The following is a 15,548-nucleotide window of genomic DNA, read 5'->3' on the forward strand; positions in this document are numbered from 1 at the left end:
ACTATGATTACTTTTCACGTACATCGAATTCAACTTGCCACTTCTGACCGCCATCGGTAGGGATAGCTTCTAGGCAGAGTGTACCTAGCTCAGTAACGCGAGATGCAAGACGAACCGGAACAACTTCACCTGCGGTACGGCCTTCAGAAACAGGCAGTGTTACCTGAATAGTTGGTAGTTCTTCCATTTCTTCTGGCTGCCACCAATCAAGGTGTGTACCTGCGGCATCGTCACGGCGAACCGTTGAACCAAAGAATTGGAACTGTACCGGTTGACCAATTACTAGGCCGAACTCTTGGCTAGGGACGTCAGCGTGAGAACCTTCTTCCATACCAAATGGTGCCACACACAGTGCTTCTAGTGGTGGTTCCATACCTGGGATGGCAGGCATTGCACTTTCGATACCGACATAATAGCTACTTGCGATACCACCACGGATACGAACGCCTTTACCTTTGCGCACTGAGCCGTAGTAAGACGCACCACTTGCCACGGCAAGGTCGAGGTCTAAGCCTTCAAGTAATTTAGCTTCTTCTGAACCTGCTGTTGTTAACCAGCTATTGATAATAGCCAACAAGCGATCAGAGATAAGCTGAGATTTCAGTACGCCACCGTTAAACAAAATAGCGGTAGGGCGGATGAAATCTTCGTGAATTTGTTCGAACTTCTCAAACAGTTCATCAACAGCGGAAGCTTGACGGCTTAAGAAGCTTGCAACATGGCGGCTAACTGCGGCATCTTGTGCGTACGGTAAGCCCATTTGAGTCAGTGCGCCACGTGCGGTTTGTACAGGGTGTTCTTCAATACCTGTGCGAGGGAAGAAACCTTCAACCAGTGTTTGTTGCACTTCTTCTTGCGTTAGCTCAGTTTGAAGTGTACCACCAAGCAGTTTAGAACCACGGCTTGGTACAACAATAGGGACAGCTTGTAGCTCAGCATCGCTTAGCAGTGCTTCTTTAGCATCACGGCAGGCGTGAGTAATTGCTTGGATCTGCCAAGGTTGCAGTTGCTTACCTTCTTGCGCTAGTTTCATTTTCAAGCGGTAGGCAAGGGCTAAATCCATGTTGTCACCACCCAGAAGGATGTGATCGCCAACTGCGACACGATTTAGCGTTAGGTTACCTTCTTCTTCCGTCACAGCAACTAAAGAAAGGTCGGTAGTACCACCACCGATATCGACAACCAGCACGATGTCACCAACAGAAACTTGGTCACGCCATGTGTCATCGTTATTCTTGATCCAGCTGTAAACCGCAGCTTGTGGTTCTTCAAGCAGGGTAAGGTGTTTAAAGCCAACGTGACGCGCCGCTTCTGCTGTTAGGTCACGTGCTGCTGGGTCAAAAGATGCAGGTACGGTGATAGTTACATCTTGATCACACAGCGGCGTTTCAGGGTTATTGTGGTTCCATGCATCAACAAGATGCTCTAGGTAGCAGCGCGTTGCTTCTAGTGGTGATGCTTTAACGACTTCTTCTGGGCTATTTAGCGGAAGAAAAGCGTCACGACGGTTCACACCACCGTGGCATAACCAGCTTTTAGCACTTGCGATTAAACGAATAGGGGTTTTGCTGCCTAGGTTACGGGCCATTGCACCTACAATTGCTTTTGGTTGCGTGTTCCAAGGTAAAGCGGTATCACCTGGTGCAAGCTCAGATTCATGTGCTTGGTACATGAATGAAGGCAATTGGTCTTTTTCTTCAACGTGACCAGGTGTGGTCAGTTGAGAAATTGGCATAACTTTAACGCTGGCTTCTTCATCTTGAAGGTCTACATACGACAATACGCAGTGAGTCGTACCTAAGTCGATACCAACGCTATAACGGTGTTCTTGTGTCTCTTGCATTACAGTTCTACCTCAGCGGCGGCAATAATCTGAGCATCGTGTCCTTCTGCCATTTTTGGCAGCTTGATATCAGTTACTTTCCAACCGCGATGGATCAGTGTTCCAGTAAATGGTGCTTCGCCAATAACATTACCTGTTAGACGAACTTCAGAGGCATTAAAGCCTGCTGGTAGCGTTACGCGTGTTTCTTCTTCTTCAGAACGAACAGGCGCAAAGCTAAAGTATTCGTTCAGCACTTTTTGGCCGCCTTCGTGAATCACACGAGCAGCTGCACCGATATCTGCGTCAGCAAAACCTTTAAGGTCTTCTTGCATGAAATCGATAAAACGCGCTTCTTGTTGTAGCAAAGATAGTAGTTGAAGGGCAGCGTCAGGTGTTGATGTTTTCAGCTTAGGTTCAACTTCAACAATTTTTTCGACGATTTTTTCGACTTCGACGATTTTCTCGACAGGAATTTCAACAATCTTCTCTACTTCAACGATTTTTTCGACAGGTTTTTCAACCTCGACGATTTTTTCTACTTCGACTTGTTTCTCAACGATTTTTTCAACTTCAACTGGTTTGCCTTTTTTAGCGATGTAAAGCACTAGCAGTACTAACACTAAACCACCTAACCAAGCGTGTCCCATATCGATAGTTGTCGGCATCGCCGATAGATCAACAGTCATTTTAGAAAAATCAAAAGCCATATTCGTCTACTCTTTGCAGTGAAAAATCGATTCACTATGAATAATTTAGCCAGAATACTACCATAACAAAGCCCCATTACACCTAGGCTGACAGCATTTTTTAGCCGAATTGCAAGAAGAATCGGGGTCTTCGTGTATTTTACAACCAATCAATACGCTGACATTGCGTTGTCATAGTGTTCTGATGATTATGATAGGACATTTTTTCCTATTTATTACGGTATTAGCTCTAATGCAGCATCCGCAGTGTGATATTCATTGCTATTAAGGGTAATTCAACGATCCTCTGATCTCAGCGATATGCTCTTTTACCCATGTTTTATTAACGGCACCCCAGTCTTTAATCACATAATGGCCACTATGATTGCGTTCGCCTTGCGTCTGTTCAAATTCACAAACAATGTCGAGTTCAGCAAGACTTTTGATGGTGTCTTGGGCTGTCCGTCGGGGCATACCACTGAATTCAATGATGGCAGGCACGCTTGATATACCCGTTTCGATGAGATGGGCAATATAAAGGCGGCGATAAAAACTAGATTTGGTTTTGCTAATGTTCATGTTAGCGGGGTGTCCATGTGATTAATCCTTGATTTTCCAAGCTTATCATATAATGGGCTTGGGATGATTTAAGCACTTTATTTGTCAGCTTTTTTTACAGCTGTTGGTCAGAGAAAAACGTATCCTTTATTAACCCTTTGAATTTATATGATTATAAAAGTTGGCAACACTTATGCATTAAACCAGTGAGTCCTAGTTCAAAGATTTTTCTTATTTAGAGGTAGGCGATTGAGATAGCACGGGCTTAGGGGGATAAGCGCTAGTGCGCTAATGTTGAGATCGTAATACCTTACTAGCCACCAATTATGGTGGCTTTTCTTTGCCTGCCGTTTCATTTAATGAGATCAATCGGTTAAAACACCATCGGTAAATAATGTCTATTTGATGCTTTCTTGCTATAGCCCGCTTCAAATCATAAAATACGGAGTCAAATACCTGAATGGTCGCATCCTACGATCATGATAAAAAGGGACATATTGTACAATATGAGTAAGTTTACCCCGCCACGCTTTACGAAATCGTTGCTACATCCGCGTTACTGGCCAACGTTAATTTTGATTGGTGTAATGTACCTGATCAGTTGGCTTCCTTATTTCATTCAATTTCGTATGGGGCAAGGCATTGGGCGCTTAGCGATTAAGCTAATGAAGAAGCGTCGTTCAACGATGAAACGAAATCTAGAATTATGTTTCCCTGATATGTCGGATCAAGATCGTGAAGCATTAATTAAGAAGAACATCGACAGCACAGGTCTTGCATTGTTTGAAACCGGTATGGCGTGGTTTTGGCCTGATTTACGGGTTACTCGACATGTTGATTGTGAAGGTGTAGAGATCCTTCAAAAGTTAGAAAGCGAAGGGAAAGGGGCGCTACTTGTTGCGGTACATTCGCTCAACTTAGAGCTAGGTGCACGCGCAATGGGGATCCGAATTTCAGGTACTGGCGTATACCGTCCAAATGATAATCCATGCTTTGATTATTTTCAGTACCATGGACGCACGCGCTCTAATCGTAGCTTGATTGATCGCAAAGATGTTAAGGGCATGCTGAAGGCACTTCGAAATGGTGCACGTGTTTGGTATGCCCCTGATCATGATTATGGCCTTCGTCGCTCTGCGTTTGCGCCACTTTTTGCCGTTGAAAAAGCTTGCACTACTACAGGTACGAGTTTATTAGTCGACTCTTCAGAATGTGCAGTTGTACCATTTGCGATGGTGCGACACGGTGAGACAGGTAAGTACACGGTTAAAGTATTCGAGCCGTTGACAGAGTTTCCTCATAATGACCCTGAAGCGGCTGCAATTTACATGAATAAAACGGTCGAGCGATTAATAATGGAAGCGCCCGATCAATATATGTGGTTGCATCGCCGTTTTAAAACACGCCCAGAAGGTGAACCATCGCTTTATGATTAGTACTAGCTATCTAGGTTAGCACTTATGTAGAGAAGCTCGCCAAGCTTAATGCTTATGAATAACAAAAAAATGCCAACCGAATCGGTTGGCATTTTTGTATGTGAAGACAAACGTTATAGCTGTTAGCGTTATTTCTATTCTGTTGGCTCAGGCACCAGCAGGTAAAGTAATGCCGCACAGCATGTAGAAGCGATGAGATCGCTAGGCCAGTGCATACCAAGCCAAATTCGACTCATTGCAACCCCTAAGCCCCAGCCTAACAATATAGCGATGGGAATATAGCGTTTATTGCGCAGTAAAAAACCACCCCAAAATACGATACAGACAGCAACAAAAATTGTGTGACCAGAAGGCAGTGAATAATTGGTTTCACCTTCCCAATGCTGAATACGCCATTCACTGACGTTGACTTTTGCGTGCTCAATAACAACCTCTTTTTGTTCGGTTGTTAATTGATAAAAATCTGGGGCTGAATCCACTAATTTAAGCGCCGCAAGTTCATGCGTATAAGGGCGAGGCACTTCCGTAATATGCTTCATTATTGACTTGGCCGCAAAACTCAGTATCAAAATAAAAGCGAATTGGCACCATAATGTTAAACACGCTTTTTTGTCTTTTTTATAGATTAATGGCAATAGGCATAACAATGCGACAGCCAAGAGGAACCATGGGTTACCTGCTGAATTCGATAGTAAAGTAAAAAGCAGGCCAGTGCTGTCGCTGGCTGGAGCAATTAAAGATGGTGAAGGGAATACTGCTAATACCGCGAGCAGTAATAGCGCGAACAAACCAAGCACCTTATAGCTAGGTAATTTACGTTTTAGGTGGGTGCGTAACATGACTATCGCTTTCGTTGTGCAAAAAAAGAGGCCAACTATAGCAAACCTATGATCATTGAGTGTAAAAAAAGCGTCATTTTATTTGTGAGTATATTTAGCGAAAAATTAAAAAGATTAAGTATTGTTAATCTTCCGAAAAGGTCTGCTTTAAAGCCGCTCAAGTAAGGTATCTCGCAATAGAGTGATATTTTATGGAGTGAGATATGAACATACTGGGCTACTTTCAAAAACTCGGTAAGGCATTAATGTTGCCTATCGCCGTGCTACCTGTCGCAGGTTTGCTGCTGCGATTTGGTCAACCTGATTTACTTGATGTGGCATTTATGGCGCAAGCCGGTCAGGCTATTTTCGATAACATCGCCTTACTTTTCGCTATGGGTGTTGCTGCGGGTTTATCAAAAGATGGATCCGCGGCAGCGGCTATCGCAGCCGTTGTTGGCCATACAGTGATGTTGGCTGCGCTGGGGACAATGAATGCCGATATCGACCCTGGTGTAGCAGGTGGGATAATTGCCGGCATTACAGCGGGGCACCTATACAATCGTTTTTATACCATTACGTTACCTGACTTTTTGGGTTTCTTTGCTGGAAAACGTTTTGTACCAATCATCACTGGTCTTGTTTCGCTAGGGCTGGCGATTTCATTTAGCCTGATATGGCCACCGATCCAAAGTGCAATCAATATGCTAGGTGAGTGGATGCTAGGCAGCGGCGTTGCAGGCACTTTCACCTACGGGTTTGCTAATCGCCTTCTTATTCCTTTCGGGCTACATCACATATTGAACACCATGGTGTGGTTTGTCTTTGGTGAATATAACGGTGTCACTGGCGAAATATCACGTTTTTGGGCTGAAGACCCTCAAGCTGGCTTAATGCTAGCGGGTTTCTTCCCTATTATGATGTTTGGTTTACCTGCTGCGGCAGCTGCTTTTTACTATTGTGCTAAAGCAGAAAATAAAGCTCGGATCGGCGGCATGCTAGCGAGTGTGGCGTTTACGGCATTTTTAACTGGGATCACCGAGCCGCTTGAATTCTTGTTTATGTTCTTAGCACCTGCTTTGTACGTGGTACATGCCGTTTTCATGGGCATAAGCTTGGTTATCGCCTCTCTACTCGATGTGCATTTAGTGTTTAGTTTCTCTGCGGGGCTGATTGATTATGTATTGAACTTTAACGCGCCAGCGGCACTGAATGCATGGAAGTTGATACCACTCGGTTTAGTTTTTGCGGTGCTGTATTTCGTGACCTTCACGTTCGCCATTAAAACGTTTGATTTAAAGACCCCAGGACGAGAAGACGAAGAGGAGGCTAGTGATATGCCAGAGGTTGAGGTTCACTCTGGTGAGTTAGCAAATGCTTATCTTGCTGCTTTAGGCGGTAAAAGTAACCTTTCCGATATAGATGCCTGTATTACACGCTTACGTTTAACCGTTGTTGATCGTAGTAAGGTTGATGATGCCAAGGTAAAAGCATTAGGGGCTAAAGGGATTGTGAATGTTGGAGAGAAGAACGTACAGGTAGTACTTGGGCCTCAGGCGGAAACAATAGCAACAGAAATGAAATTGCTGTAACTAAATAAAAAATAAGTGGTTTATCCCCCTAAACCACAAGCGGCTTGCAGCTATGTTGGCCGCTTTTTTGTATCATCACAAAATAGCTAACTCGTTCTAATCTTATTCAGTTTTTAATGGTTAATTTGGGTTAAATCAAATCGATATACGACTATGTAATTTATGGTTTGACGATCTTGTATCAAGGATACCGAGAAAAGGAATGTTGATGTGAAAATATTGATTATTGAAGACGATACGACAACGAGAGAGTTTGTCGCGAAAGGCTTACGAGAGCAGCAATTTGTTGTTGATGAAGCGAGTGATGGGCATCAAGGTCTCGTCATGGCAACGAGTTGTCACTATCAGCTTATTATCCTAGATCGTATGTTACCAATAATGGATGGGATGAAAGTATTGGCTGCGCTACGTGCGACAGAAAATACCACGCCTGTACTCATTTTAAGCGCCATGGATTCAATAGAGGCTCGCGTGGCTGGTTTAAATGCAGGCAGTGATGATTATTTAATCAAGCCGTTTGCCTTAGCTGAGCTGTTGGCGCGCGTTCAGTTACTCCTTCGACGTTCGTCTGTTGTGCAAAAAGAGATCGCCCAATATGAATATGCTGATTTAAAGCTAGATCTCAAGTCACACAGAGTATGGCGCGGGGGAGAACTTATCCCTTTGCAGCAAAAAGAGTTTCTTTTATTACAATATTTAATCGAGCATGCAGAGCAAGTCGTTTCTCGCATGCATCTTTTTGAGTCGGTATGGAGCTATCATTTCGACCCAAAAACAAATGTCATTGATGTTCATATTGCTAATTTAAGGAAAAAACTGGAGGTTGAGGGTAGTGAGAGCTTAATTCATACCATCAGAGGGGCGGGATATGTTCTCCGACAATCGTGAGTTACTATCACGCTCTTCAACATTCAAACTTCTGCTGTATTTTTTGGCCTGTATTGGACTGATTTACACGATTTTCGTCCATCAGGTGTATTTGAGTTCAGATGCCTTCCACCGTAAACAACTTGATCGTGAGTTGTCGCAAGAAACAGAAATTTTTACCGCACTAGCAATGCAAGGCAATCTCGATGCTATTCAAACGCTTATTGCAGAAAAACAAAGTCTTACCAGCCCTTTTAGCTACCATATTCAACCTATTAGTCCGCAAACGTCTAGTTTGAGTTACCCTGCGGCATTAACAGGAAATCAGCCTTACTTTGAGTTGTCTGAGGTAAAATCCGGCAGTAGTTTGTTGCTGGGGGACGGCACGTTTTTACGCATAGAAATAAACCGCGACCTACTGCAAAAATACCGCGATGAACTCGCGCCGATGATGATCTCTGGGGTGGCATTGCCTGTCATCGTGATGATAGCAGGAGCAGTATGGTTTGCCGTTAATATTATCCAGAAGCTACAACGGGTAAACCTGGCGATGAACCGTGTGCTTTGCGGCGAGAAGAACGTCAAGTTGGCAGTAAGCCGCAATGATGATGAATTTGACATACTGTCAATTCACCTGAACTTTATGATAGAGCAAATCGAGAAAAAAGAAGCCTCATTAAAGGCGCTTAGCGTGGGAATTGCGCATGATTTACGAACGCCCATGTCGCGAATGAAATTGCGGATAGAAAGCTTGCTAGATGAAAACACCAATCCACAACACCATAAGGTGTTAGAAGATTGCCACGATGACTTGGAGCTTTTATTGAGTATGTTTAATGGCTTGCTAGAGATTGCGAACCTTAATAGCGGCAAGCAGCTTATTAACAAGCAGCGAGTTGATTTAACCACTGTTGCTCAAGACGCCGTGGATTTTTTACAACCACTAGCAGAAGAAAAACAGCAACAGCTCTTTCTTCGCCAAGATGCAGCATATCAACTTGAAGGGGAGCCCAATTTACTTTTTCGTGCTGTAATTAACTTGATTGAGAATGCCATCAAATATACCCCCGAAAAGGGGAGGATCACGGTTGTGGTAGATCCGTTTGGGATCGTGGTGATTGATAATGGTGAAGGTATCTCTGATCTTGATAAACCGCGTGTTTGTGAGGCAATGTACCGGGCGGATAAGAGCAGAACGCAATCAGGGTCTGGCTTAGGGTTGAGCTTAGTGGACGCGGTAATGAAGCGGCACGGTGGTGAACTGGTATTGAGAGATAATAACCCGGGTCTAAGAGCGAGGCTTTATTTTAATTGAGGCTCTGGACTGCTAATGCCTGGCGCGACTTATACGAACTTGAATGGATAAAAAGCCGATGGGTATTATACCTATCGGCTTTTTGGTCTTTACATACTTGTTGCTTTATACGCTACGCAGCAATCGCATTGAAGTGTTCTTTGCGGCCATTGAATCGATTTACAAGATCATCGATATCATCTTGGCAGTAAGGTTTTAGGCCGCTCATAACCATACGCTTACGGCCCGTACCAACTACTTCTCCGTCTTCTTTGAAGCAGAAATTTAAGGTCACACTACCACGCTTACCTTCAACATCAATACATGACTCAGTCAGCTCGACGCTTGGGTTGACAAGGTCTAAACGAGTAAAATCTAGCTCCATGCTCTCGTAAATAACCAAAGGGCGAGCAGGGTTGATCATGATTTGTTTTGATTCCATCAAAGGAACCATGATATGCGGGAAGTTCATACCAGAGAATTGAACGTAGCTTTTTGTTACTTGTTCAATTAACGCTTGGCTGTGCGTGGTATCGCCACTGCGTGAAATGTGAAGGTACTCTTTGCCGTTACCGTCAATCATAGACTGATCAGTATCAGATTTTTTATCTATGCTTAATGCAACACCATCATTAATCATGCCAGCAAAATCAAAGCGCATTTTTTGGCTAAGACCTGCTTTAGCAAGTACTACAGAGAATAGAAGATCGCCAGGCACACAAAAGCGCTTGTTGTCTTCATCATGAATTGGGTTGAAATCACCGGCTACACGTTTAGCGAAGTGACTTGCTTGCTGGCGTGAGAAAGAAAACTCACCATTTTGCTCTGAAAAGTACGAATTTAAAAACATGTTTAACTTATGAATACCTTCGTTCATCTAACTGTCGCCTATTGTACATGAGTTTGTTCTCAGTAATGGTCTAGCCACTTGAGTTCGGTTTTACTTCTATCTGTCTAGAAACGTAGACAGCGCTTTGCATAAAGATGCAAAATGGTTTGTTGTTGCACTAGTCGTGTTGCTTATTAACCATGATTTTTATATGGCTATATTGAATAAAAGTACGCTTTTTTAGGCTTGGTATTAGTTTTTATATTGAATAGCGTTAGGCATACTAATTAGATGTATTAGTTTCATTTGGGGGGAAAGGAATACTTGTATTAAAGATAAGCAGTATTATTGACGCTTCTGTTATTAACTCTTGCTCTATTGGTATATCTGGTGCAAATGTGTCAAAAGCAGCACAAGGGAATAATAGGTCGTGGTGATATTTTGAACTTAATTGAGTAAATTGCACATTAATGGTCCTATACTATAGCTAAATCTAATTTATAAAGTGCGGGTTGATTTATTAAGTGCAACGAGTGGAATAATTATGTATTATATCACCATAACGAAAACATACACTTAAACATATTGGCTAGGTTATGAGCTGCTCTAATAAATAAAATAAGGCAGACGATAATAACCTTCTTCTAGACGTGTAGAAGCCAAAGGAAAAATAAAGTAGCAAGGAAGCTACAAATAAAAAAGCGCTCAACAAGTAGTAAATGCTACTTGTTGAGCGCAAATATATCACTTCAACTTATCATCCATTATTCTATTCAGGACTAGCAGCAAGACCTCCAGCCCTGAGAATAATGCGTATTATATCGAAAAGCGTTAACCTAAATTCGGCCCGTTAGGGGGATGACTCTTACTTTGTCACCAATTTCGGCATTTGGCTGTTCTGGCAAAATTTCAATTAAACAATTTGCTTCACTCATCGAACGTAAAATTCCTGAACCTTGTTGACCTGTTGATCGTACAGTGAGTCGCCCATTGGCATCGAATTGATAAATACCACGCGTATATTCAGTGCGGCCTGGGCGCGAACGTAGCTTTTCTGTCGCAATTGCGGTGTAGCAGGTTGGTTGCCAGTCGCTACCTTGCATTTTACGTAGTGCTGGCTCTACAAATTGCAAGAATGCCACCATAACTGCAACAGGGTTACCCGGTAAGCCGAAAAATGGGGTGTCTTGAATTTGACCAAATGCCAGTGGTCGGCCTGGACGCATGTTGATACGCCAGAAGTTTATTTGACCTAATGCATCAAGTACTGTTTTGATGTAATCTGCATCGCCTACCGAGACACCACCAGATGATAAAATCATGTCTGCTTGTGTGCTTGCTGCTGTCAGTGTTTTTTGCAGCGATGCTTCGTTATCTTCAATAATACCGAAATCAATCACCTCACAACCGACCTTTGACAGCATGGCTTGCAAGGTGAAGCGGTTAGAGTCGTAAATACAGTTTTCTTTTTGCGCTTCACCGGGTTGTTGAACTTCATCACCCGTTGAGAAAATTGCCACTTTTAGCGGTTGTGTAATGGTGAGCTTGTCGAGTCCCAATGATGCAATCATGCCAAGTTCAGGCGCTGTGATTGTGCTGCCAGCTGCGATTGCAACTTGACCGAATGCTAAATCTTCACCCGCTTGACGAACGTTTTGTCCTTTTTTAATACCAAATTGGGTGGTATCAAAGCGCACAAGATCGTCTGTTTGCTCGGCTTGTTCACGCATTATCACGGTGTCTGCCCCTTGAGGAACAGGAGCTCCAGTCATAATACGAACAGCTTGACCTGCTTTAAGTGGTTTGTCATAGCTGTGACCTGCCATCACCTGACCTACGACAGTGAAAGTCTCTTGTTCGCTGTCTTCGCCACGGATTGCGTAGCCATCCATCGCTGAATTGGTGTGCTGAGGTACATTAACGGGTGATAAAACATCTTGTGCGACAATTTGACCAAGTGCTTTTTCTAGTGACACAGTTTCAGTACAAGTTGATGTTGTGATTTGCGCGAGAATTTTCGCGCGGCCTTCATCAACAGATAGCATACCGCTATTGGTTAAATCGCTGCAATCTAGGCTAGGTTTCTCTAACTTACCCTGAGCAAAGTCGACAACAAAATCAGTGATCTGATCTAAATTGTTGATGTCCATTTGCGGCAGATGCGTGTTTGCTGGAATGTTCGCGGCAACAGCAATAATATTGTTATCGTCTGGGTGTAACCACGGTTTACCGACTTCTTCACGGTGCAGTTCGATTTTAGGGAAATCGAGTTTTTTAAACCCTTCAACCAAGATCAAATCTAGCGCTGTTTGATCTAACTGTGCAATAAGGTGGGGTAGGTTAGCTTCTTCCTCGGGTGTTTCTGTCACCAAAGCACGGCGGTAACGTGAAGAAATCAACATTTGTGAGGCGCCGGCTTTACGTAAACGGTAGCTATCTTTGCCTTCTTGATCGATATCGAAGTTATGGTGAGCATGCTTAATAACAGCAATACGAATGCCACGCTCAACCAGTTTTGGCAGCATAGCTTCTAATAACGTTGTTTTACCTGTTCCGCTGAAAGCAGCAAAGCCCAGTAAGGGTAAAGAAGCGCTAATTTGACTCATGTTGGTTCCCAAATTGTTGAAGTTCTTCTGGCGTATTAAGGTTTACGAACGCAGTTGGTTGATCGCTAAAGTCAACAGTAATCATATTACATTGGCGATACAGCAGTATGATTTTACGATCGCCATTGGCTAAAAAAGCTTCCAGCTTAGGGAGAATACGGCGGTGGAGTAGGGTGACGACAGGTTGAATATGTTCACCATCGTGGGCAACAGCAATGTCTGTCGAACCATCACAAGCGTTAGCCATACGCTCCACAAGATCGGACGGTAGTTGCGGGCAATCACAAGGTACAAAACCAACCCATTCACTGTCTAGGGTATGAAGTGCAGCGTGCATGCCACCTAATGGCCCTGGGTAGTCTTTGATTTGATCGCCAAACACAGTACCAAAGGCTTGGTATTTGTCGTGATTACGGTTGGCATTAATGGTGATGTGGGGTGTTTGCGCAGAGAGAATGTCGATCACATGCTCAATCATTGTACGGTTATTAAGAGAGACTAATCCTTTATCGTTGCCTCCCATGCGGCTGGCTTGTCCGCCAGCCAAAATTACCCAGCTTGTCTGTTCAGGCAAAGGCATAGTTGTTTTTGTCCTCATTGACGAGTTGTAAGTCGGCTCGTTCTACTAATTTGTTGTGTGAAATTGTCCAGTGTCGTCGGCATAGTTTAGTCAGTGCATTCTGCTGGTGGCTTGTAATAACAAGGCTGGCACCACGTTCTAATAAGTCTTCAGCCAGGAGCACTTGGCGTTCAATAGATTCAGCATCAAGACTAGCACTTGATTCATCCATTAATAGCACGCTGGGTTTCAAAACCCATGCACGAGCCATGGCAACACGCTGGCGCTCTCCACCAGATAATACAGAAATATGTTCATTAGCCAAAGTTTCAAGCCCGACTAATCGCAACGCGTTGATCACTTCATTACGTCGTGAGTGGCGATCACTGAGCTGATATTTTAAACCGTAGCATACGTTATCAAAGACACTACCATCAAACATGTAGGGAGTTTGATGCATGTAAATAACGCCACCACAGCGCTGACTTTTGAATAACCGAGAGGTCCATGACTGATTTTGCAAGTTGACATGACCTGTGGTCGGTTTTTGCAATCCAGATAGAATTTTTAATAGCGTGGTTTTACCAACACCGTTATCACCGCTTAAATAAATGGCTTCTTGGGGGCCAATGTTCAGCTGAGGAACATGAAAAAGCAGGCGATCTTTATAACGCATAGAAAGATCGTGTGCTTGAATCGAAATTTGAGACATTACCTGCTCCTCGACTTAATTTGTGCGCAGGTGGGCTTTGCCACGAGCAACAGATAAAAAGAAGTTTAGCCCGAGAGCTAACAGGAGTAACACAATCCCTAGCGCGACACCTTGCGCAAATGCGCCTTTAGAACTTTCTAGTGCAATGGCTGTTGGAATGTTTCGGGTAGCATTCAAAATATTGCCACCGACCATCATGGAACAACCCACTTCTGTGATTATACGGCTAAACGCAGCAATTATCGCTGCTAAAAGTGGAAATCGACTTTCCCACATTAAACTTAAAAAAGCGCGGGGGAGGCTTGCTCCTAAGGTTAGGGCAGTTTCCCATGCGCGTTTATCACTGTTTTGAAAAGCTGCGTGCATCATTGAGACTAAAATGGGGAAACAAATAAAAATTTGCCCCAAGATCATCGCTTGCTGAGTAAACAGTAATTTCCAATCACCCAAAGGACCTGCGCGTGATAGCAACATGTACAACAATAAGCCGATAACAACGGTTGGGATAGATTGAAAAGTATTAACTAGAGACAAAATGACCCAGCGCCCTGGAAATTTCCCATACGCTAAAGCAAAACCAATAAGCAAAGATGGCAATAGCACGATCGCTATTGCCAGCAAAGAAACTGAAAAAGAAACACCAACAATGCTCCACAGGGCAGTGTCACCACTGAGGAGCAGTTGTACAGCTTCTTGGGTTGTTAACCAAAGATTCATTATTGAGTGATAGCATCAGCAACGAATAGTTGCTCTCCATGACGTTGATAACCGTTGATCATTGCTTGTGCCTTTGGATTAACAAGCCAATCGCTGAATGCTTTAGCACCTTGGTAGTTAATGTCTGGGTAACGGCTTGGGTTAACTAGAATAACTTGGTAAGGGTTGAATAGGCGTTTATCACCTTGCACCATGATTGATAGATCCAATTTGTTTTGGTAAGCCAGCCAAGTACCACGGTCTGTCATTGTGTAAGCTTGAAGTTCAGAAGCCATATTCAATGTTGGACCCATGCCTTGACCCACAGCTTTGTAGCCACCAAAGTTTGGCTCAATTTGAGTTTGTTTCCACAAGTTTAGCTCTTTCTTGTGCGTACCGGAATCATCACCACGAGAAACGAATGTCGCTTTGTAGCTCACAATGTTCTTTAGCGCTTTCGTTACGTCTGTCATGCCTTCGATTTTTGCTGGGTCGTTATTTGGACCAACAACAACGAAATCGTTGTGCATTAATTTGCGAGGAAGTACACCGTAGCCTTCATCGACAAATTTAGCTTCTGCCTTTGGCGCATGTGTCATCACAAGATCAACATCACCATTTTGGCCCATACGCAGCGATTTACCTGTACCCGCCGCTAATACTTCAACGGTGTAACCTGTATCTTTCTTAAATTCAGGAAGAAGATAGTCAAGCAAACCAGAGTGGTAAGTACTGGTTGTTGTTGCAAGACGGATCTTCATCTCATCGGCAGCATGAGCAGCGGCTGCAGTGGTAAGAGAAAGAATAACAAGGGTTGTTTGTAATAGTTTCATAGGTCTTCCTGACAAATCTGTCATTGGTTGAATGCTTAGCGCTGCTATAAAGATAGCGTCGCCCTATGGAAGCACTATAAGCAATAGCGATGCCAACTTAACAGCTCAACGTTATATTATCGCAATAAATTTAATTAAACTAATGATTTTAAACAATATAATCATATTTAAACTTTTAAGTGATAAATGGTTTTGTAAACTTTTTTGACAAAGGATAACCGAGTGAGACAAAATGTC

14 protein-coding genes are annotated in these 15,548 nt (G+C 43.4%); 4 read left to right on the forward strand and 10 right to left on the reverse strand.

Translation table 11 applies throughout. From position 1 onward, the window contains the following. Positions 1-7 precede the first annotated feature (7 nt). The 3 genes from L4C35_RS00760 to L4C35_RS00770 form a co-directional block, all read right to left on the reverse strand. Positions 8-1,843 (reverse strand): Hsp70 family protein, encoded by a 1,836-nt coding sequence (locus L4C35_RS00760; protein ID WP_428461090.1) that lies wholly within the window; start codon positions 1,841-1,843, stop codon positions 8-10. Next, positions 1,843-2,511, reverse strand: a complete 669-nt coding sequence (locus L4C35_RS00765) for a DUF2760 domain-containing protein (RefSeq protein ID WP_428461541.1) — start codon at positions 2,509-2,511, stop codon at positions 1,843-1,845. The genes L4C35_RS00760 and L4C35_RS00765 overlap by 1 nt, the downstream gene beginning before the upstream one ends. A 285-nt stretch (positions 2,512-2,796) precedes the next feature. Further along, positions 2,797-3,090 (reverse strand): winged helix-turn-helix domain-containing protein, encoded by a 294-nt coding sequence (locus L4C35_RS00770; RefSeq protein ID WP_428461091.1) that lies wholly within the window; start codon positions 3,088-3,090, stop codon positions 2,797-2,799. 485 nt (positions 3,091-3,575) lie between these two features. Here L4C35_RS00770 and lpxL point away from each other — a divergent pair, with 485 nt between their 5' ends. Next, positions 3,576-4,505, forward strand: coding sequence for an LpxL/LpxP family Kdo(2)-lipid IV(A) lauroyl/palmitoleoyl acyltransferase (lpxL, locus tag L4C35_RS00775; RefSeq protein ID WP_428461092.1), 930 nt, complete (start codon positions 3,576-3,578; stop codon positions 4,503-4,505). A gap of 134 nt (positions 4,506-4,639) precedes the next feature. On the opposite strand, the gene L4C35_RS00780 is transcribed toward lpxL, so the two are convergent. Continuing rightward, the gene (locus tag L4C35_RS00780; RefSeq protein ID WP_428461093.1) at positions 4,640-5,344 is read right to left on the reverse strand and encodes a phosphatase PAP2 family protein; all 705 of its coding nucleotides are present in this window, start codon (positions 5,342-5,344) and stop codon (positions 4,640-4,642) included. Positions 5,345-5,547: 203 nt separating this feature from the next. Between L4C35_RS00780 and nagE the strand changes: the two genes are divergently transcribed. From nagE to L4C35_RS00795, 3 genes are all read left to right on the forward strand, one after another. Continuing rightward, positions 5,548-6,915 (forward strand): N-acetylglucosamine-specific PTS transporter subunit IIBC, encoded by a 1,368-nt coding sequence (nagE, locus tag L4C35_RS00785; RefSeq protein WP_428461094.1) that lies wholly within the window; start codon positions 5,548-5,550, stop codon positions 6,913-6,915. A gap of 210 nt (positions 6,916-7,125) precedes the next feature. Next, on the forward strand, positions 7,126-7,803 hold the full coding sequence (locus L4C35_RS00790; RefSeq protein WP_428461095.1) for a response regulator transcription factor: 678 nt from the start codon (positions 7,126-7,128) through the stop codon (positions 7,801-7,803). Beyond that, entirely contained in the window at positions 7,784-9,097 is a 1,314-nt protein-coding gene (locus tag L4C35_RS00795) for a sensor histidine kinase (RefSeq protein ID WP_428461096.1), read from the forward strand. Before L4C35_RS00790 ends, L4C35_RS00795 begins: the two co-directional genes overlap by 20 nt. Positions 9,098-9,209: 112 nt before the next feature. Here the strand turns inward: L4C35_RS00795 and L4C35_RS00800 are convergent, their stop codons facing one another. The 6 genes from L4C35_RS00800 to L4C35_RS00825 all read right to left on the reverse strand — a co-directional run bounded on the left by L4C35_RS00800 (position 9,210) and on the right by L4C35_RS00825 (position 15,311). Beyond that, complete coding sequence (locus L4C35_RS00800; protein WP_428461542.1) at positions 9,210-9,926, reverse strand: DUF3581 domain-containing protein; 717 nt, start codon at positions 9,924-9,926, stop codon at positions 9,210-9,212. Between the two features lie 815 nt (positions 9,927-10,741). Beyond that, entirely contained in the window at positions 10,742-12,511 is a 1,770-nt protein-coding gene (locus L4C35_RS00805) for a bifunctional molybdopterin-guanine dinucleotide biosynthesis adaptor protein MobB/molybdopterin molybdotransferase MoeA (protein WP_428461097.1), read from the reverse strand. Next, complete coding sequence (mobA, locus tag L4C35_RS00810; RefSeq protein ID WP_428461098.1) at positions 12,498-13,091, reverse strand: molybdenum cofactor guanylyltransferase MobA; 594 nt, start codon at positions 13,089-13,091, stop codon at positions 12,498-12,500. Before mobA ends, L4C35_RS00805 begins: the two co-directional genes overlap by 14 nt. Then, complete coding sequence (locus tag L4C35_RS00815; protein WP_428461099.1) at positions 13,078-13,782, reverse strand: energy-coupling factor ABC transporter ATP-binding protein; 705 nt, start codon at positions 13,780-13,782, stop codon at positions 13,078-13,080. The genes mobA and L4C35_RS00815 overlap by 14 nt, the downstream gene beginning before the upstream one ends. 15 nt (positions 13,783-13,797) lie before the next feature. Beyond that, positions 13,798-14,499 carry an ABC transporter permease gene (locus L4C35_RS00820; RefSeq protein WP_428461100.1) on the reverse strand — a complete coding sequence of 234 codons (702 nt, stop codon included), beginning with the start codon at positions 14,497-14,499 and terminating at the stop codon, positions 13,798-13,800. After that, positions 14,499-15,311 (reverse strand): ABC transporter substrate-binding protein, encoded by an 813-nt coding sequence (locus L4C35_RS00825; RefSeq protein WP_428461101.1) that lies wholly within the window; start codon positions 15,309-15,311, stop codon positions 14,499-14,501. The genes L4C35_RS00820 and L4C35_RS00825 overlap by 1 nt, the downstream gene beginning before the upstream one ends. Positions 15,312-15,548 lie beyond the last annotated feature (237 nt).

Source organism: Photobacterium kagoshimensis (assembly GCF_050337045.1).
Classification (GTDB): Bacteria; Pseudomonadota; Gammaproteobacteria; order Enterobacterales; family Vibrionaceae; genus Photobacterium; species Photobacterium kagoshimensis.